The sequence below is a fragment of the Pseudoalteromonas sp. J2K-J031 genome (assembly GCF_058197095.2).
In genome coordinates this window covers 690,094-713,455 of sequence record NZ_CM200280.1, presented here as the reverse complement: position 1 = coordinate 713,455, position 23,362 = coordinate 690,094, and the positions used below count along the sequence as shown (strand labels likewise).

The window sequence follows — 23,362 nt, the reverse complement described above, 5'->3', positions numbered from 1 at the left end:
CAGTATTGCAAATGAGAACTACTATCTTTTGTGTTTGTCCTGTATATAATGTCATCCTTATTCGCTATTGTTATTTAAAATAAGGGATTAGGATGTTAGCACATCAATTTCGTAGTACTGATCAGCCCGATCAGACAACTCATTTATTACCAACGACGGCACTTCTTCGAACAAAACTTACTTTTTCAGCCTGTTTCACCGCTTCATTGCAGTATCGTTTGCAGGTATTGTCTCGTTTTTGCGCAGCCGTGCTTGGCGGCTATTTGCTTTGTGCGAGTTTAACCGCGTTTTTACCCTTCATTCTGCCTCTTAAACCTACCGATGCAGTGTTATTCACTTTATCGTTGTCGGTCTTGATGTATGCCATCAGCTTTATTTCAGCGTTTTATTTTCAGTCTTTAAAGTACATTTGGAGCTTTTTTATCGGTGGTACGCTGCTGTTTGTTGGTCTGAGCGTTTTGCTGCAGGGTTCGCTATGAAAGAGAGTTTTTTTCGCAGTATGACCTGGCTGCATACTTGGGTTGGATTAACAGTGTGCTGGTTGCTATTTTTAATCTTTTTTGCGGGAACGTTGAGCTTTTTTCGTCATGAAATAACGCTTTGGAGTCAACCTGCGTTTCATTCAATAGCGCCTACTCAGTTCGATATTCAAGCGCAAAATCAACAACTCGATTTTGCGTTTAAGCACTTATCTACCCGCGCGCCTGATGCCGATAATTGGCGTATTAGTTTACCTAATGATCGCGAACCTGCACTTGCTCTGACGACTCAAGCTGCACGTAACGAAGATAAAGGCAGAGGTCAGCGCGATACGTATTATTTTGACCCTAATACGTTTGATGAGTTAACGGATTATCGACCCACAGCCGGTGGTAACTTTTTTTATCGCCTACATTTTGATTTACATTATATTGATCGTACTTTGGCGCGCTGGCTTGTGGGTTTTGCGAGTTTGTTTATGTTAATTGCCTTGATCTCGGGCGTGGTGATCCATAAGCGTATTTTTAAAGATATGTTTAGTTTTAGGCGTGGTAAAGGCAGCCGTACTTGGCTCGATGGGCATAATTTAAGCTCTGTTATTGCACTGCCTTTTCATTTAATGATCACGTATACGGGCATAATTACATTAATTTTTCTTTTTTTCCCCTACCCTATCTTGAGTACTTTTAATGGCGACTTTAAAGCATTCACCCAAGAATTAAGCGCAACAAAGATACAATATCAGCGTAGCAATATTGCTGAGCAACACGCACCACTTGAGCAAATCCTGACTCAAGTTCATCATACTTGGCCTTATGTTGCGCTTGATTCTGTTACGGTAAGCTATCCATCAGATCAATCAGCCACAATGACATTTAGGGCAAGTACATTAAAAACACTGCGCGATGAACCCCCAACGTTGGTATTTGATGCCAATACTGCGCAATTATTAGCTTCATCTGGGTTAAATTTTAGCAATAGTGAAACACTATTTGATTCAATGACTGCGCTGCATACCGCTCGCTTAGCACAGCCTATTTTACGGTGGCTTTATTTTCTGTGTGGCATTGCTGGCTGCGTGATGATTGCTACAGGCTGCGTTATGTGGGCTAAACGTATCAAAGAGCGCTTAAAGTCCAATAACGCTCCTTCATTTGGTCTAAAACTGGTAGAAACACTCAATGTGGCAACCATTATGGGCCTTCCTTTAGCCACCGCAGGGTTTTTATACGCAAACCGTTTGTTACCCAATACCTTATTAAACAGAGCAGACAAAGAGATAGCATGCTTTTTTATCATTTGGGCAATGGTTTTAATCATTACTTGTTTTAAACGAGACCGTTTGGTGTGGCGATACTTAGCTTTATTAATTGGTGCGGTATTCACAGCGCTACCCTTGGTCAATAGTGTGGTACTTGATGGTAACGTATGGATTTACTTTAATGCCAAACAGTGGGTGTTACTGAGTGCTGACTTATTGTGCCTAATGGTTGCTTTTGTTGCCTTTATGCAATATCAAGCATTAAGTACACCAACAACACCGTTAGTAAAAAGTCGATCTGATTTGAAACAAGGGCTGACATCATGATTTCGTTGGTTATTTTTTCACTTACATTAGTAAGTTTTAACTGCTTTGCACTCGCAAAAGCCAATCATTATCGCGATGTCTTTCAAGTGCGCCCTAATCAACGGATCAGTTTTTTATTAACTCTTGTCGCTTGGATCATTATATTACTAACTATGGTGCTGTCTTATCACCATTATGAAGGGTACGGCATTTTACTTTGGTGTGGTTTTATGGCGGCAAGTGTACTGATTATTGCCTTGCTATTTACATATAAAGCTATATTAATTAAGTGGTTAGCGCTAATTTCGCTTCTTGTTAGTATGTGTGTCGGGCCTTTTTTTATTTAGGCTGTTATTAAACTTAAAGGGCTTGATGGCTTTTTTATTAGCGAGTGTTAGTAAAACTCTGCTCTGTAATGATAGGAGCTTTATTCGACGATAAAGTTCTTATCATTTTTTAGGTTTTATCTTTCAAACTGTACGATGAAATGTAAAATAATGTGTCCCTCCAAAAATCTCCCTTTAGGTATTTGACTGAATTGTAAGTAGTTACATACCTTGTAACTGTTTGGAACATCACGTTGACATTCTGCTCATGATTCATTGATAAAAGATTTTAGGCATCGACTAGAGTTAGCAATGTTCATTTTGAACATTATTAATTTGGAGGATGTATGAATAAGTTCACTCGTGCAATTATTACTTTAGCTGCAATTGCAGCGCCACTTTCTATTAGTTACGCAAAAATGGATCCCCATTTACACAATGCCTTGGTTGAAACTTGTATTGCAGTTAAAGCAAATAGCCCTTTGCAATTGCGTAATCAATTGAAAGAATACAATTTAAAAGTAGGTACAATTCGCGATAAATTAATGTGTAATGGCGAATCGGTATATCAATTTGCATTGACCCACAATGCAACACGCACTGCAAATGTCATTAATCGAGGTTCAGTTTCTATTTCTGAATTAGCGAGTTTGCCACAAGAAAAGTATTCGGTCTGGATTAATTAAACACTATTAAAAGGCTGGTTATGTGATAGCAATAGCGCAAAAAAATAAAAAGGGAGTAGTAAAACTCCCTTTTTATCTTTTATCTCAGCAAGTTCACTTAGCGTTATTATTTCTTTTTTGCTTGTGCAGTGAGTTCAAAGTCAAATTCATCTGGGTAGATAATTAAACCATCTTGATCCGGCACGGGAAATACAGCAATAGCTAATTCATCGTCCGCCAAGCCATTAGTCCAATCGTTTTTCCACTTTGTTAAACTAATTGCTTGTGCTTGGCAATCTTGCCAATCACCGGTAGCCCACAGCTCGGCAAATTCTTGATTCGGCCACACGGGTACACAATCTTCATCATCAGTATTGAGCATCACACAGCCGTGTTCATCCGTTAAAATCCAAATTTCATTATTGGCCACAACTTCTTTTAATAAATACTGATAACGTTGTTGGTTGTCGTTTTTTAAAATAGCAGCGATTTTTTGTGCTTCGAGCGCTGTACTCATAAAGTAGCCCCTTAATTAGAGTGATGTGTTATTGGCATAAATCCGATTTAAATATGGTAACAGCTTTGTAGGCGGTTTAATAAAAATAGTGCACACCTTAGCATCTGCTTTTTTATTTCTCAGCCAGCGTAAAATGTAAACCCCCTTTACAGTGTCATAAATATGCCATTAAAACTTTTTATTATGTGCGCAATTAATATAGTAATGAGGGGAATATCGGTGCAAAACCAATCGGTTAATCAAATCGCAGATCAAGAACGAGAGTTGCTCAGTCTATTTCAATCTTTAGAGCAACTGTCATTAAGTCAATTTGATATTACAATTTCCAGTCAAAAAATGTTTGATGATGATGAATACCGTAATCTTGTTTTATCTGAATTATATGAATTTAATCACCCCGAGTTTATCACTATCATTGACCGCTGCCATTGGCTATACAAACAAATAAATCAGGCTGCAGTGCATGCGGCTGCGCCTGAGGTGATTGCACAAACTCATTCAGCTAATAATAAAAAATCGATTTTAATGATTGTCAGTGGGTTAGTTTTATTAGTGTTATTACTTGTGACATATCAATGGATGTCCCCATTTCAATCTCAGTCGCCAGTTGTACCGAGCACAACACCGGTTGTCGCACCTTTGCCCGTGGTGTCGGCTGCACCTGTAGCCAATAGTGTTAATGGGATTAATTTACCTGTTCAACATGCCGAGGTTGCTTTTAGTGTGCATGGTTCAAATACAATAGGTGAAAAACTTGCCCCTGCATTAATCGAAGCGTATTTTTCGGAGCATGGAATTACAGAGTTTGTCTGGCAGCATGGCCTCAATCCGGTTGAACGTAATGTGCAATATGTTGCAGAGGGTCAAGTGTTTCAAATTAATTTACACGCACATGGTTCTACAACCGCATTTAAAGGTTTGGAGCTTGGGCATGCTGATATAGGGATGTCATCACGAAGAGTAAAACCGACTGAAGTTGAACGTTTACGCTTAACTTTGGGCGATTTAAGCAAAGTTGGTAATGAGCATATTATTGGCCTTGATGGGCTTGCGGTGATCGTTAATCAAAATAACCCAGTGAGTAAGTTGTCAACCGACACACTAGCCAAAGTTTTTGCTGGAAAAATCAATAATTGGTCACAAATAGGTGGCTCAGATTTACCCATAAAGTTATTTGCCCGTGATGTAAAATCAGGCACATGGGATACTTTTAAAAACTTAGTTCTCAGCAAGTTCGATTTATCACTTGCACAAACTGCTACTCGTTTAGAGTCAAGTACTGAGCTTTCGACTCTAGTCTCACAAGATGAAGCTGCAATTGGTTTTATTGGTTTAAATTACATTCAGTACAACAAGGCGTTGGCGATTTCTGAAGGCGAAGGCACTACCGCAATTTTTCCAACGCGCTTTACCATCGGAACAGAAGATTATGCCCTTGCGCGTCGCCTCTATTTATACACACCCACTAATGCCAGTAATCAAGTTAAAGAGTTTTCGCAATTTGCTATTTCGAGTGCAGGCCAAGCGATAGTTGAAAAAGCAGGGCTAATTTCGCAAAACATAAAAGTAGAAAGTGTTTACCCACAGGCCCAAGCGCCTGAAATTTATAATCATTATGCAGACTTAGGTAAGCGTTTATCACTTAATTTTCGGTTTAACTATGGCGATCAAGATTTAGATAACAAAGGTAAGCGTGACCTTGATCGGTTAATTGAATTTATGGAAGAAAATCCAGGTCGCCGCTTGGTATTAATGGGCTATTCCGACAGCATTGGAGCAAAACTTAAAAATACGCAGCTGTCACTTAATCGTGCTAAAGCGGTTGAAAAAGAATTACAAGCTCGGGGTATTGCAGTAATGGCGGTTGAAGGACTGGGTGAAGCTTTACCGGTTGCAAACAATGATAACGAAAGTGGCAGAGAGCGTAATCGCCGTGTTGAAGTTTGGTTATTATAGGGCTGCGCACTTGTGAGAGATTGCTGACAAAAAGGGGGGTGATTGCCCCTTTTTCATTTTATTGTCATATATTTTTTTTATCATGCGGCTAACAATGACAAAGGGGTGAATGAAATGTTTGCTGTTATTTCTGATAAAAACAATTTAATTGCGGTATTTCAAAAGTATTCAGTTGCTGAAGCGTTACAGGTGAAATACAACTTAAAGCATGCATTGGCTGCATTAAATATTCCATCCCCTGCTCTTTTAGCCAGCATGGCTGCTGAAGGATTATCGCTTGAAGATTTTGATAGCAATCACAAGCTCCCCCATCAAACCGCTAATGCTGATTCAGTATTGCGTAGCCATTTAAGACCACTTTTTTTAGATTTAAATCAGCTCAACTCTGTTCTATCGAGTTTAAGCATGCGCCAAGCGATTGAAGTGCGAGAGTTGTTTAGTTCGCTCATGCCGTATTTAAAATTACCTTCTGAGAACTTATTAGCCCAAATGGAGCAAGAAGGATTATCGCTTAATCGGTTAGGGGTAAAAAACGTGACACCGCAGGCTACTGTGTCGAATGATAAATTACAGAAAACAAAATCTTTGCTAGGTCAGGCATTGCAACAAAATCCTGAAAAATTGCGTTTGCAGCAGCAAATAGCCGCAGCGAAAGCAAAACTACAACACAATGATGTAACAAGAGCCAAAGCTGTGTTATCAAACGCACTTGACAGCAATGCCCACTTTGGCGAAGTCACTGTAAAAAAGCCTGAACTGAGCTTAGTACCCAATCGCGACCTCACACCGAGCAATGAGGCGCTTAATCATAATGCGTCGGCATTGACGCCAAAAATCTCTTTGCAAGAAGCACTTGAGCGGGCGTTAGCCTCAGGGTAATGGTCTTTAATACTCTTTTGAACCCGCAGTATTAGCACCATCAGTACAAGCAAAGTCAGTACTAACACTGTCAGTTCAAAACAGTTAGTTCAAAACAGTTAGTGCAACCACGTTTTTAGCAGCTCAACCAATTTTGAGTATTCAATTGGCTTAGCTAAATGCCCTACCATACCAATCTTAAGGCACTTTTCGATATCGCTCATCATTGCATTGGCGCTGACAGCAACAATGGGGGTCGAAAATTTATTCTGCGCCAGTAAAATCTCACTGGCATGGTAGCCGTCCATCACGGGCATTTGTATATCCATTAAAATCAAATCAAACGTATGATTAGAGGCCAGCTCAACGGCTTCTTGGCCATTATTTGCCAGAACCGCTTCAAGCCCTAGCTGCTGCAAAAACTTGGTAATGACTATTTGGTTAATTGGGTTATCTTCAGCAACGAGTAATTGATACGCTTTGTGACTAAATAGCGTTTTTGCATCTTCTTTTTGGTCAAGTTCTAACAATACGGGGGCGCTTTTTTTGAGGCTCAGCGCCACTAAAAATGTTGTTCCTACATGCTCTGTACTGCTTAACGAGATTGTCCCATCCATTAGCTCTACTAAGCGCTTACTAATGGATAAACCAAGCCCTGTGCCGCCAAAACGCCGAGTCGTATCAGCTTGGGCCTGAACAAAAGGCTTAAACAGGTTGTTAATCATATTTTCAGCAATACCAATGCCGGTATCACAGACACTGATCTGGAATTCAATCTGATCATCATCCACCGCCGCTGCGTGTAATTTCAAGGTCACTTTGCCTTTTAAAGTGAATTTAATCGCATTAGAAAGTAAGTTAGTAAAAATTTGTTTTATGCGCATTTCATCGCACCACACCCAATGAGCGGTTTGAGCCCGAAACTCAAGCTGAATGCCTTTGGCTTTGCTGGCCGGTTTAAACAAGGTGACCACATCGCTCAAAAGCTGCGTTAAGTTAGTGGGGGCAATATGCAAGGTCAGCTGATTGGCCTCTATTTTTGATAAATCGAGGATATCGTTAATGATGGTAAGCAGCATTTTACTCGAACTATTTATATGGTGGAGGTACTCGGCTTGCTCTTGGGTTAATTGAGATGTTTGCAGCAGCTGTACAAATCCTAAAATTCCATTCATTGGGGTGCGTATTTCATGGCTCATGTTGGCCAAAAATTGGGTTTTGAGTTGTTCAGAGCTTTCGGCATCGAGTTTGGCTTTGTTGAGCTTTAAAATATGGGTGTTAATTGTTTCAGCCATTAAATTTAATGAGTTAGCAATCGATTGAAACTCAATATAATTAAATGACATCTGTTTATTTTGGTAATCACCATTAGCAAAGGCGTCGCTCATAAGCTCAATTTGTTTTAATGGTTTGTTTAGTTTGTTGGTTAGTAACTTACTGAGATAAACACATAACACAATTAAGAAGCTAATTAAGAATCCTGCTAAAAACATGCTTTGTACGACCACGGCTAAATAGGGCTTTTCCGCTTCTAAAATGGCAAATTCGAGCGTTTTTTTGCTGCCGTCGTTTAAGTACACAGGCATGATTGGTGCTGTTTGGCGAATGTAGCTTTGCTTGTTTGGTACAAATGCATCGAATGACAGGTTATTTTCGATAAAGAGCTGATATTGATTAATGTCACCGTTTTCAACGCGCATGAGCCAAGTTAACAGATCAGAAAAAGCCAGCACATTGACCAGTGCACCCGTTATTTCATAAGGGGTGTCGAGTAAATCAAGTTCATGTATTAAAGGAGTAATAATTGCTAAAAAAGGCTCTTTTGGGTTGTTATGGGGAAATAATTTACTGATTTGTGTATCTTTGAGTACATAAACCATAGGTTCTAAATATTGATTTTTTAGCGCATTTAATACTATGGGCGAAAGTTGTTCGGTATTGACCGATAAAGATGCAAGCGGGTGTGATTCAACAACAAAACCATCAAGGTCAAAGATAAATGAGGCGCTAATCACCGGATTACTTTGGGCAAAGTCGTTTAAGTTACGAGCGGCTAAGTTTGAATAAATGATATTAATTGGTAACTGATTAATGACTTTATTATTACTGAGTCTGCGGGTAAGGTGCTTTTGCTCAATAATAAGTTGTTTTAAATCTGCAGCACTGTTTTTTGCATGCCAACTCACCGTGGTATTCGCTTGCGCCAAGGTATTGTGATAAAAATTAAACGAAAAGACGCCCGCAATAAGTAATAACGGGGTGATCACTAATAATAAAATACTAACAAAAAGAGTTCGGCTAAACTGTTTTACTTTCATTTAGCGGCCTTTCGTTCAATTGAGCGCTCAGCAATTCGTTGCATGTAAATTGATGCTTTTTCACTACTCATGGCCCCGCTGCCATATCGAGTAAAGCCTTTTAGCATGGCCTCCCAAATAATCGCCATATTTTGATTTACAGGCATAGGTATCGATTGCGATAAGGTGTTCATTATTATATTTAAGTCATGGTCATCAGAGCGTTTAATCTGAGCAAGAACCTTTTCATGTACCGGTAAATCATGAAGTTGCATCCTAATTTCATTTTGAATTGCTTCGCTTTGCATGAATGTGGCAAATTGGCTCAGGATTTCTTTTTTTGGTCCACTTAAGGCATTGTTTGGAAATGCAATCACGTAACTTGAATAATAAGAGCGCATTGCATGATGATTGATATTTGGCAGAGGCGCTAAACCAAAGTCGGCTCCTAATGCTTCTTTAAATGGGCCAAAAGCCCAGACTCCATTAATAGTATACGCAGATTTACCTTGGCTAAATTGGTCAAAGGCACAGCGGTAATCACATTGATTGTCTACTATTTTTTGCTTTGATAATTGCCAAACAAACTCAAGGGCATTTTGTACTTCATCATTATCAAAATTAGGCATGATGCCCACTACTGGCTTCGCCTCAAACGCAGTTAAAAATGGAATAAACCAATACATTTCCATAAAACTCCAGCTAATTAAAGGTAATGATGTTGGTAGTTGCTCGCGCTGAGCGATTAAGGTTTGCCAATCAGATGCGGCTTGTTTGATCCATTTTTTATTGTAATACAGCAATAAATGATTCCCTGAAATAATGGGAATACCTAATGTGCGACCATTAATGTTTGCGGTGGCTTGTGTATTTGAATGGGTATGGGGCGAAATGAGTGCCGCAGGTATTTCGCTAAAATTCACCTCTTTATCAAGCCCTAAATGGTCGGCCGGAAAAATCACTATGTCTGGCGTCGCATTTTTTTCAGCGCTACGTAAAATTCTGACCTTTAAATCGGCTTGATCAAGCCATGTTATTTTTGTTTCGATACCCGTGGCATCGCGAAATTTCTCTATTAAGAGTTTTAGTTTTTCATTTTCATAGGTATGTACAATTGTTATGTCAGCAGCAAGGCTTAATTGGCTTATAAAAAGCAAACTTGGGATAAGCCAGGCATTAAGATTCAGCACTGTATATTTCCTATTAATTTTAAAAAGCAATATTAGTTATGACATAAAAAAAGGAAAAAACCTATAAACTGATTGATTTAATTTGCCTTTTTTTGCCCTATCCGACTGCGACTCATTTAGTATTACAGCAGTTAATATTCTTTATTTTTTAGCTGAATAAAGCAGGTGTTCTAGCAGCGTTTAGTTGGTAAAAATCTGATCTATTGATGTTGTTGACTGTGATCATTGAAGTTGCGGTGTACGGGATCAGTAAAATACTTAGTAAAAATCTGATCTATGCATGTGTTGATGCATGCAAAAAGAGGTTTTTATTGGATTTGCGCGAGTAAAAGCGCTGTTATAACGGTTTATTTATATATTTTTAATGCTTTGGATTGTTAATGAGTTAGTAATAATACGATCCAAGACAGATTGGGATAAAATTCGGATTAGTTAGTAAAAAATTGATCTGGAAAAAGGCACAGGCTTTGAGTTAATAAAATAATGATCTGTAATGCTGCTTGAATATAAGGTGCTTTATATTTAAACAGTTAGACTCTTTCATTAACGAATTCCTGTTTATGTTCAACGGTGTTGCCAGATAACGATTGACTATTTTGCATTGAGATTGTTGGTAGGTAATATAGAAAATCATTTAAATTCAATTGGTTATTGTGTTTTTATGTTGTTGAGTTAAAGAAAAGGCGAGTACATTGTTTTACTAAGTGGTGCAGGGAGGGGAAGATTGATGGCACATTGTTCCCTTGGTATAAAACTGATCTCTATTTTATTTTGGCCATAAAAAAAGGCTGTTGCCAGCCTTTAGAATACCGTTAGGAAATAACAGTGTGTGGGTTAAAACTGATTCATGGTATTGGCTTCGCCACCTGCTTTAAGGGCGTTTTCACCTGAGAAGTATTCTTTGTGAGTATCGCCAATGTTTGAGCCTGCTAAGTCTTGATGCTTAACCGACGCTTGTTCGCGGCGAATTTCTTGGCGTTGTACATCACGTACATAAGCCAGCATACCTAAATCACCAAAGTAACCTTCAGCCAAAATATCTGTACTGAGTGCTGCGGTGTGGTACGTCGGTAACGTGATTAAGTGGTGGAAAATACCTGCCTCACGTGCGCCATCGCGTTGGAAATTTTGTACTAATAAATCGGCTTCTTTAGCAAGGTCGGTTGCATCCATCGTGCTATGCATTAAGGCTTTGGCATCCACACTTGGATCCGGATATGCGCTTACGTCTTTACCTTGCGCTTGCCATTCTTGATACACTTGTTCACGGAATTTTAGCGTCCAGTTAAACGAAGGTGAGTTGTTGTACACTAACTTGGCATTAGGCACGGTTTCTTTAATCTCGTTTACGAGTTCAGCAATTTGTTTAACATGTGGTTTTTCAGTTTCAATCCACAGTAAATCAGCACCAGATTGAAGGCTGGTTATACAATCGAGTACCACACGTTGTTTTTCAGTACCTTCACGAAATTGATATAAACCGTTATCTAAACGTACTGGTTTAACAAGTTGACCATCGATTTTCATCGTCATATCGCCATCTTTTAAGTCGTCAGGGCTGTTTACCGGTGTCGTATCTAAGAAGCTATTGTATTGACTTGCTAAGTCGCCAGGTGTGCGAGATACCGGAATTTTTTGCGTTAAGCTTGCGCCTAATGAGTCGGTACGCGCCACAATAACCCCATCATCCACTCCAAGTTCTAAAAACGCATAACGTACGGCGTTAATTTTCGCTAAAAAGTCTTCATGTGGCACGGTTACTTTACCGGCTTGATGCCCACATTGTTTAGCGTCTGATACTTGGTTTTCGATTTGAATACAGCATGCACCGGCTTCAATCATCTTTTTAGCCAATAAATAAGTGGCTTCTTCGTTTCCAAAGCCAGCATCGATATCAGCGATAATTGGCACAATGTGAGTTTCGAAGTTATCAATTTGATTAATAATTGCCGATACATCACCGCCAGTTGCACGGGCTTTATCTAAGTCTTTGTAAAGGTGGTCAAGTTCGCGTGCATCAGCTTGTTTTAAGAAGGTATAAATTTCTTCGATTAGGTTCGCTACAGCTGTTTTTTCATGCATGCTTTGATCAGGCAGCGGGCCAAAGTCAGAGCGAAGTGCTGCAACCATCCAACCGCTTAAATAGACATAGCTTTTTTTGGTGGTTTTTTGATGACGCTTAACTGCCATCATCATTTGTTGTGCGGTAAAACCATGCCAGCAGCCCAATGATTGTGTGTAATCGTTATGATCTTTATCGTAATCGGCCATATCTTGACGCATGATTTTAGCTGTGTATTTTGCAATATCTAACCCGGTACGAAAACGATTTTGTAAACGCATGCGAGTTGCGTATTCAGGATTAATAGCATTCCAAGCAGTGCCTTGGATTTGGCATAAGGTGCTGATATGGTCAATTTCTTGTTGATATGTCGACATAATAAAATTCCTTTAAACGGGTTGCGATACTAATTCAGTTATTTTCTTAATTGTGAGAGGCGACTAATTCTTCGGTTGTTTAGCGCTTAAATAAACACTAGGCCCATTTGAATTGATTTAGTTAATTTATACTTGTTATCACCAGTATTTACTTCGTGAATGGTATTTTTTGCCTCATAACGAGCTTTTTTACTTATTTCACGATAAGTTAATTAACAATCGTTAACGTGTGTGATTTTGAAAGTTGATTTAAACCGCACGTCACATTTTTCATTTCGCTTAGGGGTAGCAAGATTATGGCCGAACGAGTTTCGCATTCAGGGATGCAAATTGATTCACAATTATTTGAATTTATTAATTTAGAAGTACTGCCAGGTACAGGGATCAGCAGTGATAGCTTTTGGCCTAAATTTGCGGCGGTGGTGAATGAGTTAACACCGATTAATCGCGCCTTGTTGACTAAACGTGACGACTTCCAACTGCAAATTGATTTATACCATCAGAGCCATTTAGAGTTTGATCTAGCACAATATCGGACATTTTTAACCCAAATAGGCTACTTAGCCCCTGATGTGGGCGACTTTTCAATTACCACTGCGCAAGTTGAGCCTGAAATTGCTCTACATGGTGCGCCGCAGCTGGTAGTGCCTGTCAGTAACGCTCGTTTTGCGCTTAATGCTGCCAATGCTCGCTGGGGCTCTTTATACGACGCACTGTATGGTACGGATGTTATTAGTGAGGCTGATGGTGCAGAAAAAGGGGGAATTTATAACCCAGTTCGAGGTTATAAAGTCATTGCCAAGGGCCGTGATTTTCTTGATTTAGCTATTCCGCTTTCAACTGGTTCGCATCGTGATAGTACTAATTATTCTATCATTCATGGTCAATTATTAGTGACCCTTAATGATAGCCGCCAAATATGCTTAGCTCAGCCTGAAAAACTGCGTGGTTATGTTGGTCAGCCACAAAATCCAAAAACAATATTACTGCAAAATAATGGCTTACATTTCGAAATTAATATTGATCATGCCAGTGCTATCGGTTCGTCAGATCCGGCAGGTATTAAAGATTTAGTGCTTGAAGCTGCGTTAACCACCATCATGGATTGTGAAGACTCAGTTGCTGCCGTTGATGCGCAAGATAAAGTACAAGTTTACCGAAACTGGCTGGGTTTAATGCAAGGCACGCTCACTGAAAAGCTCGAAAAAAATGGCCAAGTGATCGAACGTAAATTAGCTCCAGATCATCATTATACTAACTTGCAGGGTGACAGTTTTAGCTTAAAAGGCCGCAGCATGATGTTTGTGCGCAACGTGGGTCATTTGATGACCAACCCTGCCATTTTAGATCAAAACGGCAATGAGGTTTTTGAAGGGATCATGGATGCGATGATCACTTCTTTAGCTGCACTGCATGATTTAAAGGGCTTAAGTTCTGTACAAAACTCGAGCGCTCACAGTATTAATATTGTGAAACCTAAAATGCATGGCCCAGAAGAAGTCGCATTTAGTAACTTGTTGTTTAACCGAGTTGAAGATGCGCTAGGTTTAAGCCGCAATACCATAAAAATGGGCATTATGGATGAAGAACGTCGTACAACTGTGAATTTGCCGCAGTGTATTTTTGAGGCTAAAGAGCGTGTGGTGTTTATCAATACAGGCTTTTTAGACCGTACCGGCGATGAAATTCACACCTCAATGGAAGCAGGCGTAGTTTCACCTAAAGCGCAAATTAAACAAGCTAAGTGGATCCAAGCTTATGAGCTTTGGAATGTTGATATTGGCCTTAAATGTGGTTTAAGTAACAAAGCCCAAATAGGTAAAGGCATGTGGCCTATTCCAGATCAGATGGCGGCCATGCTTGAGCAAAAACTGGCTCACCCACAATCAGGTGCGAATACGGCATGGGTGCCCTCCCCTACTGCGGCAACATTGCATGCAATGCATTACCATCAAGTTGATGTGTTTGCAGTACAAAAGCAGATTCTTGACCGTCCTATTGCTTCTTTAGACGATATATTAACCCCTCCCCTTCGCTCTTCAGACGTAAAATTAACTGCTGAGCAAATTCAAGCTGAGCTTGATAACAACGCACAGGGTATTTTAGGGTATGTGGTGCGCTGGATAGATCAAGGAATTGGTTGCTCTAAAGTGCCCGATATCAATAATGTTGGCTTAATGGAAGACAGAGCTACACTGCGTATTTCAAGTCAGCATATTGCTAACTGGCTTAGACATGGGATCTGTTCTGTTGAACAAGTCATTGAAACAATGAAACGTATGGCTGCGGTTGTTGATTCTCAGAATGTTTCAGATCAGAATTATACTAACATGGCAGGTTCAGAACAAAATTTTACTAACAGCATCGCGTTTCAAGCGGCTTTAGAGCTTGTGCTCGAAGGTTGTAAACAACCAAATGGTTATACTGAGCCTGTTTTGCATCGTCGTCGCCTCGAAAAAAAGTGCCAACTGGTATAATTTGAGCTTAAAACACCTTTTTACTAAGCCATACTGATTTCAGTATGGCTTTTTTCATTTTATCTTGTAATAAAATTGTAAAGGGGGTTTACAGTGTTAGATTCCTGTACTTCATTTCTCTTTGAGCTAGTAATTTATTGATCCAAGTGTGATTGAGTTAATAAAAATCTGATCCAACGCATAAAAATATTACCTATCGCTTGCTCAAATCTTCCTACTCTCTTCAAAATAAGGCTCAATTCAGTAATAAACAGAGACATAAAGCTTTTTTAGCTCAATTATTTAACACATTATGCGCTTTCACTGGGGATTTTAATGATCTGGGGGCTTAGTTAGTAAAAATCTGATCTTAAATAACTAGGTTAGTAAAATCGTGATCTGATTTTATTGTGTTAGTTAAAATCTGATCTGGATCATTGCTATATTTAAAGTTAATTATCGATTTAGAGGTTTGAGACTTGAGGTTTTATACCAATCACGATAAGTAAGTGATCAAAAATGGCGTAGGAAAAACGCTTGAGAACAAGGCATATTTTTTCGATAAGTCGTTATTCTACAATCAAAAAATCTAACGAAGTTATCGAGTGTTTTAACAAGCTAGGGTGAGCAGTTATTTATTACGATTGGTATTAGAGGAGGGTAATTAATTAAATTTTATAAGTAAAAAACCGAGTATTAAACTCGGTTTTTTATTCATGCCTAATCAGCTTTACTTAATTTTTAACGATGGCATTGTGATACACATGTTGTACATCATCAAAATCTTCAAGCATCGCCATAAATTTTTCAAATAATGGGATGTCATCACCGGTGATTTCGGTGGATGTTTGTGGCACAAAAGTGATTTCGTCTATTTCAAAGTTTACATCACCAAAGGCTTCAATAATGGCTGTTTTTGCTTTGAAGTATTCAGTAGGTGGTGCAAGTACCGAAATTAAGCCCTCTTCAGATTCAACATCGGTTACATCCACATCAGCCATCATTAATGCTTCAAGTACGGCATCTTCATCATCGCCTTGAAAGCCTAAAATAGCTAGGTGATCGAACATGTGAGCTGCAGTGCCTGGGCTACCAATTTTTGATTCTGTTTTAGTAAATGCTAACCGTACATCTTTAATGGTACGGTTTGGGTTATCAGTTAAACAATCGACAATCACCATACAGCTACCTGGACCAAAGCCTTCGTAACGCGCTGGTGAGTAGTCTTCCCCTGCTCCACCTTGGCTTTTTTCAATTGCTTTTTCGATTACATGAGCTGGAACTTGGTCTTTTTTAGCTTTTTCGATTAAACGACGTAAAGATAAGTTTGCATCAGGATCAGGGCCACCACTTTTAGCTGCTACGTAGATTTCCTTACCGTATTTTGAATTCACTTTTGTTTTGGCCGCAGCCGTTTTCATCATTGAACCTTTACGTACTTCAAATGCTCTGCCCATCTTCTTCACTCTTAATCTTGGGAAATTGTCGTTGCCCGATTTTACCAAGTGATGCTCTTAAGGGCTAGTAGCACATTTAATTTAGCTGCATTTTTTATTCATCCAATATTTATGAAATTAAAAACACCCATTATTTAACATAATGCTTAAGAAGCTTAATTAAGCCGTCTATATAATGTTAGAAGTTAGGTGCAAGGCTGCGATTTTTTGTTGGCAATTAACGGTTAAGTGAAAACAATTCAAAAAATTACTAACTCACTAAAGCTGTTTAAATGCTTCAAAAAGATTGGCTTCTAGAGTTGTATCTTGATTGATTGGAACAGATAACCTGAGGTTATAGCCTTCGGGCACTGTTGATATTTTTGTATAAATCATCGAACCCAGAGGATGATTGGCGGTTATTTTATCAAGAGTGGATTGTGCTTCGGCTTTAGAATTAAAATTTTGTGCTAATACGGCACAATAATTATGATTGCAGCCAACATCATAAAAATAGCCTGTCTCTTGGGTGTATAAATCAAAAATATTGTTGAGGAATTGCGTTTTTTGCGAAGCGGATAGGGTATTGTTTCCTTGAAAATGAGCAAGCCAGTCGAGATCATCACTGATTTTTGCAAGTTCAATCACAGTGGCAAAATAAGGTTCTTGCACCTCTGGGCCTTCTTCATCGGCGATGTCGGGTAAAACATTGATAGATGGCGATTGGGCTTTATTGTTTGATAAAGCTTGCTGCGGATGGTTAGTGTTTATAGTTGGTAGCTGCTTAGCGGTGACTTCATATTGATTGAGTGATTCAGTTTGAATATTTTTATCAGTTAAAATGTCACTTTTGAGCAGTAAAAAGCAAAGTGAAAATCCTAAAAGACCGCAGCCTAACTCTTTTTTCATCACATTCCTTGTTTGGTTTTTTTAGTCATTAATATAAAGTGGACTGCGAGTGTGGCAACTTATTTTATAAACTGAGCTGGTGAAAGTAGAATCATATCTATACTGTGCTATTGATATGATTTATTTGAGTTTATAGTTAAAAATGCTAAAGCGTTAAACATCCATAGTCAATTAATTTGTTTCTAATATGTGTTTTTTGATGAAGGTCCGTTAGAGAAAAATGACGCTTTCTCTAACGAATCAGTGATGCAACTGAGCCTTTGCTTGGCTGCGCTAGCTTTTTACTGGCAATGCTATAAAAACTAACCCGCTAGGATATGTTTTAGAGTGTGAACAAACTGTGCTATATCCTCTTTACTAATATCCAAATGCAATACCAAGCGCATTAAATGGTTTGGGGTGACTAGAATATCGTGTTCTTTAAGGGTGGCTGCAAGGGCATGAACATCAATGCTTGAGTCAATTTTTACAAACAGCATATTGGTTTGTATGTGATCGAGATTAACCTCAAGGCCTGTAATGGTGTTTAAACATTCACCTAAGTAGCGTGCATTGGCATGATCATCAGCTAAACGCTCTACATTTTGCGTTAGGGCAATGTGCCCTGCAGCGGCCAGTAAACCGGCTTGGCGCATGCCGCCGCCCAGCACTTTGCGCCAGCGTCTGGCTTTAGCTATCAGTTGTTCATTTCCAAGCAATAAAGAACCAATTGGAGCGCCAAGGCCTTTTGATAAACAAATGCTGACCGAATCAAAATGTTGGGTGATTTCGGTAATATCAACATTGAGTGCCACTGCCGCATTATAAACACGTGCGCCATCTAAATGCAGGCTAAGTTGATGTTGATTAACAAACTCTCGAGCTTTGGCTAAATAACTGAGTGGGAGCACTTTGCCATTGATGGTGTTTTCAAGGCTGAGTAATTTGGTGCGAGCAAAATGAGGGTCGTTTGGCTTAATCGCGGCTGCTAGCTTGTTAAAATCTAAGGAGCCGTCTTTTTCGTTTTCAATCGGTTGAGGTTGAATGGAACCAAGCACCGCCGCACCGCCGCCTTCAAATTTGTAATTATGAGCGTGTTGGCCACATAAATATTCATCGCCACGCTCACAGTGCGCCATTAAAGCCAGTAAGTTAGCTTGAGTGCCTGAACTACAAAATAAGGCAGCGGCAAAACCGTGGCGCTGCGCCGCAAATTGTTCAAGATGATTAACGGTAGGGTCGTCGCCATACACGTCATCACCAACCAAGGCATTGGCAATAGCTTCGCGCATTTGGGTGCTCGGGCGTGTCACGGTATCTGAGCGAAAATCAATCATAATCAAGGGCTCCAAAATCATCAAGGTTATTGATTATGCCAGATAGCCGCGTTGATACAATCGGTTAAAATCGGTAATTTAGCGTAACTTTTCAGTGAGTTGATCAAAGTGATGCACAATGATATCGGCCTTGTGTGCATAATGGGGGATCTCACTTTCCACATATAAACAGCTGCGCATGTTGGCATTAATGGCGGCATCAATATCGTAAACATAATCGCCAACGTACATTAACTCTTCGGTGGGAATTTGCCATTGGTTGGCCAATTGAACTAATGCGGTGGGGTCGGGTTTTGCTGGCGCATCATCGCGGGTGATTAAGGTGCTGATATTAATTTGGTTATTGCGCATTTTGATTTCAGCGGCTTGTTTAAAATTGCGCGTTACAATTGCTGTTGGCAGCCCTTTTTGTTGCAATGCAGTAAGAAAGTTCGCAACACCTGGGAGTATAACCGCATCGTAGGCATCGTCTAATTCATGCTTGTGCACATGCGCTAAAGCGTTTGCTTTTTCAATATCGCAATTGATATTGGCGATAAACGTCAGCAAATCTTGGTCGGTAGGGCAATTTATTTCTTTTCGGATGAGTGCAAAGTCGAGTTTTGAGCTTACTAAGGTGCCGTCTAAGTCAAAAATAAAACCACGGATGTTATTAATTTCTATCATCTATTCTTATCTTGATTAACTTTATTTGGCTATACGCGCTAGTATGGCAAATAGTTTTATTAGGGAACAGATTCTTTTTTACAATAGCGTTTATTTTGAGTGTAAAGGGGCTTTACACTCGAAGTTCATCACAGTGATACGTAACTGGTTTGGTGCTTCTTGGCAAGTCACTTTTTTAACTGTAAAGGGGCTTTACAGTATTAATTGCCTCGCTCGATTGGATTGTTAGCCTAGCAAAGATCTAACTACTCACTTGGGTTGAATAAGAAAGCCATCAGATTTGATGGCTTTGAGATGTTGATGTTTATTGTGATAGCTCAGTGCTTAACCATTGGTCTTCGCCAGTGAAGGTAAGGGTTTTTATCTCGCCTTTTCCTTCAATATTGACCATGTTGACTTGCGATGGCCAAAGCTCACGCAAAGCGCCATGGGACATTCTAAATCCCTTCACTTCTTTTGGCGTGGCTGTTTCTTGATAAACCCAAAAGAATTTACCTTCAACTTGATGGCCAACACTGTGTAAATCAAGTGGCTCGCCCGCTAAGCTTTGCAATTTAAATTGCCCCTCAACATAGCGAGCAAATTGTGCTTGTGTCGCGTTATCTTGCATTAAATCAGCATTTTTATTGTAAAGATGCTGAATGGCATGCTCACTATCGTGTAAATAAAAACGATGCATCACTTCAAGGTTATTGGTGCGCTCATTAAATAATACAGTGGTAATGGCTGCTTTGAGCTGATGCGCCCAAGCAGCCTGACTGAGTACTAATAATGTGACCATGATCAGTGCTTTAAACATAATAGTTAGTTTTGCTCCGTTTCAGTGGCATTTTTATCATCAGTTTTAGCGTCTTTACTGTCTTTATCGTCTTTTTCAGTTTTCAGCTCAGTTTTACTATCTTGCATAATGTCGCGATTAACTTTGCTGGTTGGTTTTTTCGCTTTAAATACTTCAATGCGTGATGGAATAATACGACGTGGGTAATAGTTGTTTTCGATATCAACATCGGCCGTTTCCCAGCTTGGGTCAATCGCAATATCTTTAAGTACTTTGGTTTTATCAGTCACAATTAATTTCTGTACTTTTTGACTATTACGACGCCAGATCTCCGCTGGAATGTATTGATCTTCTACTGTGCCATCGGTGTATGTCAGTTGCAGTAAAATAGGCATCACTAAGCCACCTAAGTTAGAAAACTCAAAGACATAATAATTTTTATCTTCATTGACTGCGCGCTCAAGAGTTTTACGTTCCCAAGGTTTTAACCCTTTAAGGAATTTGTTGTACTCATTGCGCTCTTTATTTGTGACGGTAAAGCGGTCATTTTCGTCATAAAAATCGGTGATATCTTTATTTTTATCAACCCACAATACTTTACCTTCTTCTTGATTGCGTTTGACGTGCATTGAAACCGGCTTATTGAGCTCTTCTTCACGTAAACGGTCAAAATCAATATCAGGATTTTTTGTATCTAAACGCAGTTGGTAGACTTTATCGATTGAGATATCAACGTGATCGGTGGTGTAAAACCAGCCACGCCAGAACCAATCTAAATCGACACCTGAGGCTTCTTCCATCGTGCGGAAAAAATCAGAAGGAGTAGGGCGCTTGTATTTCCAGCGGTTAGCGTATTCTTTAAAGGCAAAATCAAACAACTCACGGCCTAAAATCACTTCGCGTAAAATATTGAGTGCCGCAGCTGGCTTACTATAAGCGTTAGGGCCTAAGTTCAACACGCTGTCTGACTGCGTCATGACGGGCACTTGATTTTGTGATTTCATGTAATCTACGATATCACGTGCTTCTACACCCCAAGGGATCATTGGATCCCACTCACGACCAGCAACGCCATCTAAAAAGCTATTTAAGCCTTCATCCATCCAAGTCCATTGGCGCTCATCTGAATTGACTATCATAGGGAAGTAGATATGGCCAACTTCATGTATAACCACACCAATCAAAAAGCGTTTTTCGGCTTGCGTGTAGGTGCGACTACCATCTTTTTGTAGTTCAGTCCGTGGGCCGTTAAAGGTGATCATCGGGTATTCCATGCCACCGACAGGGCCATTGACCGATTGCGCTACTGGGTAGGGGTAATCAAACGAGAAACGAGAATACACTTCCATAGTGTGAATGACGGATTCAGTTGAGTATTTTTTCCATAAATCACCGCCTTCTTTTGGATAAAAAGACATCGCCATGACCAGTGGGCGCTCTTTACCGCCTTGCTGATACCCTTTGGCATCCCAGATAAATTTACGTGATGAAGCAAAAGCAAAGTCACGCACATTATTAGCTTTAAATTGCCATGTTTTTTGTTTATCTGTGCCTTCTTTTTCGTTTTCTAGCGCTTCTTCTTCAGTAACGATAAACACAGGGCGGTCGGCTTTTTTCGCCTGTTCTAAGCGTTTTTGTTGCTCTTTAGTCAGCACTTTGCTGGCATTAGTAAGCTCGCCCGTTGCAGAGACTAAATGATCTGCAGGCACAGTGATGGCTACATCGTAGTTTCCGAACTCAAGCGTAAATTCACCGCGACCTAAAAACTCTTTGTTAGTCCATGCTTCATAGTCAGTGTATGCAGCAAGACGCGGAAACCATTGGGCAAGTAAAAAGATATCGTTACCGTCTTCTTCAAAGTGCTCGTAGCCAGAGCGTGAATTAACCGCATCTTCTTCAACAATGTTAAAGCCAAAATCTAAGCTCAAATCAACACTTTTGCCAGGTTTGAGAGGTTGGTTTAAATCAACCCGCATTAATGTACCCACCACTGTGGCATTTAGGGCTTTACCAGATGAGTCTTTGATATTACTTAACGTGTAACCTAATTCGGTATCGCTCATAAACTGCTGACGACGCAATTGATTTAAGCTTAATTTTGCTGGTTTGCTTGATGGGCCGCTTTGTAAATCGCTGCTATAAGTGGTGGTCATTTCAGCGATAGAATCATTTTTATAGATATTTTGGTCTAGTTGTAACCATAAATATTTTAAGGTATCGGGCGAGTTATTTTGATAACGAATTGTTTGTGAACCTGATAAATAACGTTTTTGTTCATCTAGTGCGACTTTTATTTTGTAATCGACTTGTTGCTGCCAATATTGATGGCCTGGTTCACCTGCAGCATTTCGATAGACATTAGGCGTGGGGAGTACTTCATCAAGCTGGCGAAACTTATCGGCATAGTTGCCTTTAGTTTGTTCGACAACGCCCGCCTGTAACGTACTACTCACGACCAAGGGCAGCAAGAGTACTGCGATTTTTGATAACTTAAATTTCATGGCTGTTCCTGTAAAAGCAATGTTATGATTTTGTTATCGTTTGACCATTTCAAATCTGACATAAATAAGCAATCAATTCGCGACAAATGTCATAAATTTAAGTTAGTTGTACAATCGTTTGCATAATTGTTTGAGACACCCCCAATCTATAAATTTTACGAGGTTAACATGCTTACATTATTTGGTACTCCACGCTCTCGTTCGTTACGAGTTTCATGGTTGCTCGAAGAATTAAAATTACCGTGGCAGTATCGCTTTATTGATTTTGGGAAGGGCTTGCAGCGCCAAGCTGATTTTTTAGCGATTAGCCCCGAAGGCAAGGTGCCTGTTTTACAAGACGATACCGTAGTTTTGACAGAATCTGCTGCTATTTGTTTGTATATTGCGCAAAAGTACGGTCAAGGTAGTTGGTTGCCAGCAGCGGGCAGTGCGCAAAGTGCTCAACATTGGCAATGGTGTAGTTTTATTATTAGTGAGCTTGAGCAGGGCCTTTGGACCATGGCGAAACATAAGTTTGCACTGCCAGAAGCACAGCGATGCCCAGCTGTAATTGAAACTGGTTTGTGGGAATTTAACAAAGCGGCTCAGACTGCTGCTATTTGGTTAAAAGATAGCCCTTTTACGTGTGGTACAGAACCTTTGGTAGCTGATATTTTATTAGCGCACACTCTTAATTGGGCGGTTAAATCGGGGTGTGAATTACCGCAAAACCTAGACGCATTTCGTAAAGCGATGAGCAGCCGCCCTGCGATGCGTGTTGCATTAGATAAAGAAATTGAGGCGGCAGAGCAACAGAAGTTAAGTGATTAATTCAAGTGCTGATTTGGCATAATACCAATCGTAATAAATAACTGATCACCCTAGCTTGTTAAAACACTCGATAACATCGTTAGTTTTTTTGATTGTAGAATAACTACTTATCGAAAAAATCAGCCTTGTTCTTAAGCGTTTTTCTTACGCTATTTTTGATCACTTACTTATCGTGATTGGTATAAGCCGATTATT

General features: G+C 39.7%; 18 protein-coding genes. 8 read left to right on the top strand and 10 right to left on the bottom strand.

Features of this window, described 5'->3' with window-relative positions:
- The first annotated feature begins 92 nt into the window (after positions 1-92).
- The 4 genes from AC3KZC_RS20375 (at position 93) to AC3KZC_RS20360 (ending at position 3,059) form a co-directional block, all read left to right on the top strand.
- The gene (locus AC3KZC_RS20375) at positions 93-479 is read left to right on the top strand and encodes a hypothetical protein (RefSeq protein ID WP_490577198.1); all 387 of its coding nucleotides are present in this window, start codon (positions 93-95) and stop codon (positions 477-479) included.
- A complete protein-coding gene (locus tag AC3KZC_RS20370; RefSeq protein ID WP_490577197.1) occupies positions 476-2,068 on the top strand; it encodes a PepSY-associated TM helix domain-containing protein in 1,593 nt (530 codons plus the stop codon). The genes AC3KZC_RS20375 and AC3KZC_RS20370 overlap by 4 nt, the downstream gene beginning before the upstream one ends.
- On the top strand, positions 2,065-2,394 hold the full coding sequence (locus AC3KZC_RS20365; protein ID WP_490577196.1) for a DUF3325 domain-containing protein: 330 nt from the start codon (positions 2,065-2,067) through the stop codon (positions 2,392-2,394). Before AC3KZC_RS20370 ends, AC3KZC_RS20365 begins: the two co-directional genes overlap by 4 nt.
- Positions 2,395-2,720: 326 nt before the next feature.
- Complete coding sequence (locus tag AC3KZC_RS20360) at positions 2,721-3,059, top strand: DUF3718 domain-containing protein (RefSeq protein ID WP_490577195.1); 339 nt, start codon at positions 2,721-2,723, stop codon at positions 3,057-3,059.
- A gap of 106 nt (positions 3,060-3,165) precedes the next feature.
- Here AC3KZC_RS20360 and AC3KZC_RS20355 read toward each other — a convergent pair whose 3' ends face one another.
- Positions 3,166-3,555: a DUF2750 domain-containing protein gene (locus AC3KZC_RS20355; protein WP_490577194.1), complete on the bottom strand. Its 390-nt coding sequence runs from the start codon at positions 3,553-3,555 to the stop codon at positions 3,166-3,168.
- Positions 3,556-3,774: 219 nt separating this feature from the next.
- Between AC3KZC_RS20355 and AC3KZC_RS20350 the strand changes: the two genes are divergently transcribed.
- Positions 3,775-5,511 carry a substrate-binding domain-containing protein gene (locus AC3KZC_RS20350; RefSeq protein WP_490577193.1) on the top strand — a complete coding sequence of 579 codons (1,737 nt, stop codon included), beginning with the start codon at positions 3,775-3,777 and terminating at the stop codon, positions 5,509-5,511.
- A gap of 114 nt (positions 5,512-5,625) precedes the next feature.
- On the top strand, positions 5,626-6,390 hold the full coding sequence (locus AC3KZC_RS20345) for a hypothetical protein (protein WP_490577192.1): 765 nt from the start codon (positions 5,626-5,628) through the stop codon (positions 6,388-6,390).
- A 98-nt stretch (positions 6,391-6,488) separates the two neighbouring features.
- On the opposite strand, the gene AC3KZC_RS20340 is transcribed toward AC3KZC_RS20345, so the two are convergent.
- From AC3KZC_RS20340 to AC3KZC_RS20330, 3 genes are all read right to left on the bottom strand, one after another.
- Entirely contained in the window at positions 6,489-8,687 is a 2,199-nt protein-coding gene (locus AC3KZC_RS20340) for an ATP-binding protein (RefSeq protein ID WP_490577191.1), read from the bottom strand.
- The gene (locus tag AC3KZC_RS20335) at positions 8,684-9,856 is read right to left on the bottom strand and encodes a sugar ABC transporter substrate-binding protein (RefSeq protein ID WP_490577190.1); all 1,173 of its coding nucleotides are present in this window, start codon (positions 9,854-9,856) and stop codon (positions 8,684-8,686) included. Before AC3KZC_RS20335 ends, AC3KZC_RS20340 begins: the two co-directional genes overlap by 4 nt.
- 834 nt (positions 9,857-10,690) lie before the next feature.
- Positions 10,691-12,295, bottom strand: coding sequence for an isocitrate lyase (locus AC3KZC_RS20330; RefSeq protein WP_490577189.1), 1,605 nt, complete (start codon positions 12,293-12,295; stop codon positions 10,691-10,693).
- A 296-nt stretch (positions 12,296-12,591) separates the two neighbouring features.
- Between AC3KZC_RS20330 and AC3KZC_RS20325 the strand changes: the two genes are divergently transcribed.
- Positions 12,592-14,772, top strand: coding sequence for a malate synthase G (locus AC3KZC_RS20325; RefSeq protein WP_490577188.1), 2,181 nt, complete (start codon positions 12,592-12,594; stop codon positions 14,770-14,772).
- A gap of 713 nt (positions 14,773-15,485) precedes the next feature.
- On the opposite strand, the gene AC3KZC_RS20320 is transcribed toward AC3KZC_RS20325, so the two are convergent.
- From AC3KZC_RS20320 to AC3KZC_RS20295, 6 genes are all read right to left on the bottom strand, one after another.
- The gene (locus AC3KZC_RS20320) at positions 15,486-16,208 is read right to left on the bottom strand and encodes a YebC/PmpR family DNA-binding transcriptional regulator (protein ID WP_490577187.1); all 723 of its coding nucleotides are present in this window, start codon (positions 16,206-16,208) and stop codon (positions 15,486-15,488) included.
- A 258-nt stretch (positions 16,209-16,466) separates the two neighbouring features.
- Positions 16,467-17,096, bottom strand: a complete 630-nt coding sequence (locus AC3KZC_RS20315) for a hypothetical protein (RefSeq protein WP_490577186.1) — start codon at positions 17,094-17,096, stop codon at positions 16,467-16,469.
- 302 nt (positions 17,097-17,398) lie between these two features.
- Positions 17,399-18,412: a low-specificity L-threonine aldolase gene (ltaE, locus tag AC3KZC_RS20310; protein WP_490577185.1), complete on the bottom strand. Its 1,014-nt coding sequence runs from the start codon at positions 18,410-18,412 to the stop codon at positions 17,399-17,401.
- 78 nt (positions 18,413-18,490) lie between these two features.
- On the bottom strand, positions 18,491-19,078 hold the full coding sequence (locus AC3KZC_RS20305; RefSeq protein WP_490577184.1) for an HAD family hydrolase: 588 nt from the start codon (positions 19,076-19,078) through the stop codon (positions 18,491-18,493).
- Between the two features lie 304 nt (positions 19,079-19,382).
- Entirely contained in the window at positions 19,383-19,877 is a 495-nt protein-coding gene (locus tag AC3KZC_RS20300) for a DUF6702 family protein (protein WP_490577183.1), read from the bottom strand.
- Between the two features lie 5 nt (positions 19,878-19,882).
- Positions 19,883-22,357: a M1 family metallopeptidase gene (locus AC3KZC_RS20295; protein ID WP_490577182.1), complete on the bottom strand. Its 2,475-nt coding sequence runs from the start codon at positions 22,355-22,357 to the stop codon at positions 19,883-19,885.
- A gap of 168 nt (positions 22,358-22,525) precedes the next feature.
- Here AC3KZC_RS20295 and AC3KZC_RS20290 point away from each other — a divergent pair, with 168 nt between their 5' ends.
- The gene (locus AC3KZC_RS20290; RefSeq protein WP_490577181.1) at positions 22,526-23,167 is read left to right on the top strand and encodes a glutathione S-transferase family protein; all 642 of its coding nucleotides are present in this window, start codon (positions 22,526-22,528) and stop codon (positions 23,165-23,167) included.
- Positions 23,168-23,362: the final 195 nt, after the last annotated feature.

What these genes read in the sequence shown, in the direction of transcription:
- AC3KZC_RS20305 (WP_490577184.1), bottom strand. Translation starts at nt 19,078, where the DNA reads ATGATAGAAATTAATAACATCCGTGGTTTTATTTTTGACTTAGACGGC.
- ltaE (WP_490577185.1), bottom strand. Translation starts at nt 18,412, where the DNA reads ATGATTGATTTTCGCTCAGATACCGTGACACGCCCGAGCACCCAAATG.
- AC3KZC_RS20295 (WP_490577182.1), bottom strand. Translation starts at nt 22,357, where the DNA reads ATGAAATTTAAGTTATCAAAAATCGCAGTACTCTTGCTGCCCTTGGTC.
- AC3KZC_RS20315 (WP_490577186.1), bottom strand. Translation starts at nt 17,096, where the DNA reads ATGAAAAAAGAGTTAGGCTGCGGTCTTTTAGGATTTTCACTTTGCTTT.
- AC3KZC_RS20290 (WP_490577181.1), top strand. Translation starts at nt 22,526, where the DNA reads ATGCTTACATTATTTGGTACTCCACGCTCTCGTTCGTTACGAGTTTCA.
- AC3KZC_RS20360 (WP_490577195.1), top strand. Translation starts at nt 2,721, where the DNA reads ATGAATAAGTTCACTCGTGCAATTATTACTTTAGCTGCAATTGCAGCG.
- AC3KZC_RS20355 (WP_490577194.1), bottom strand. Translation starts at nt 3,555, where the DNA reads ATGAGTACAGCGCTCGAAGCACAAAAAATCGCTGCTATTTTAAAAAAC.
- AC3KZC_RS20375 (WP_490577198.1), top strand. Translation starts at nt 93, where the DNA reads ATGTTAGCACATCAATTTCGTAGTACTGATCAGCCCGATCAGACAACT.
- AC3KZC_RS20340 (WP_490577191.1), bottom strand. Translation starts at nt 8,687, where the DNA reads ATGAAAGTAAAACAGTTTAGCCGAACTCTTTTTGTTAGTATTTTATTA.
- AC3KZC_RS20345 (WP_490577192.1), top strand. Translation starts at nt 5,626, where the DNA reads ATGTTTGCTGTTATTTCTGATAAAAACAATTTAATTGCGGTATTTCAA.
- AC3KZC_RS20320 (WP_490577187.1), bottom strand. Translation starts at nt 16,208, where the DNA reads ATGGGCAGAGCATTTGAAGTACGTAAAGGTTCAATGATGAAAACGGCT.
- AC3KZC_RS20330 (WP_490577189.1), bottom strand. Translation starts at nt 12,295, where the DNA reads ATGTCGACATATCAACAAGAAATTGACCATATCAGCACCTTATGCCAA.
- AC3KZC_RS20300 (WP_490577183.1), bottom strand. Translation starts at nt 19,877, where the DNA reads ATGTTTAAAGCACTGATCATGGTCACATTATTAGTACTCAGTCAGGCT.
- AC3KZC_RS20365 (WP_490577196.1), top strand. Translation starts at nt 2,065, where the DNA reads ATGATTTCGTTGGTTATTTTTTCACTTACATTAGTAAGTTTTAACTGC.
- AC3KZC_RS20370 (WP_490577197.1), top strand. Translation starts at nt 476, where the DNA reads ATGAAAGAGAGTTTTTTTCGCAGTATGACCTGGCTGCATACTTGGGTT.
- AC3KZC_RS20325 (WP_490577188.1), top strand. Translation starts at nt 12,592, where the DNA reads ATGGCCGAACGAGTTTCGCATTCAGGGATGCAAATTGATTCACAATTA.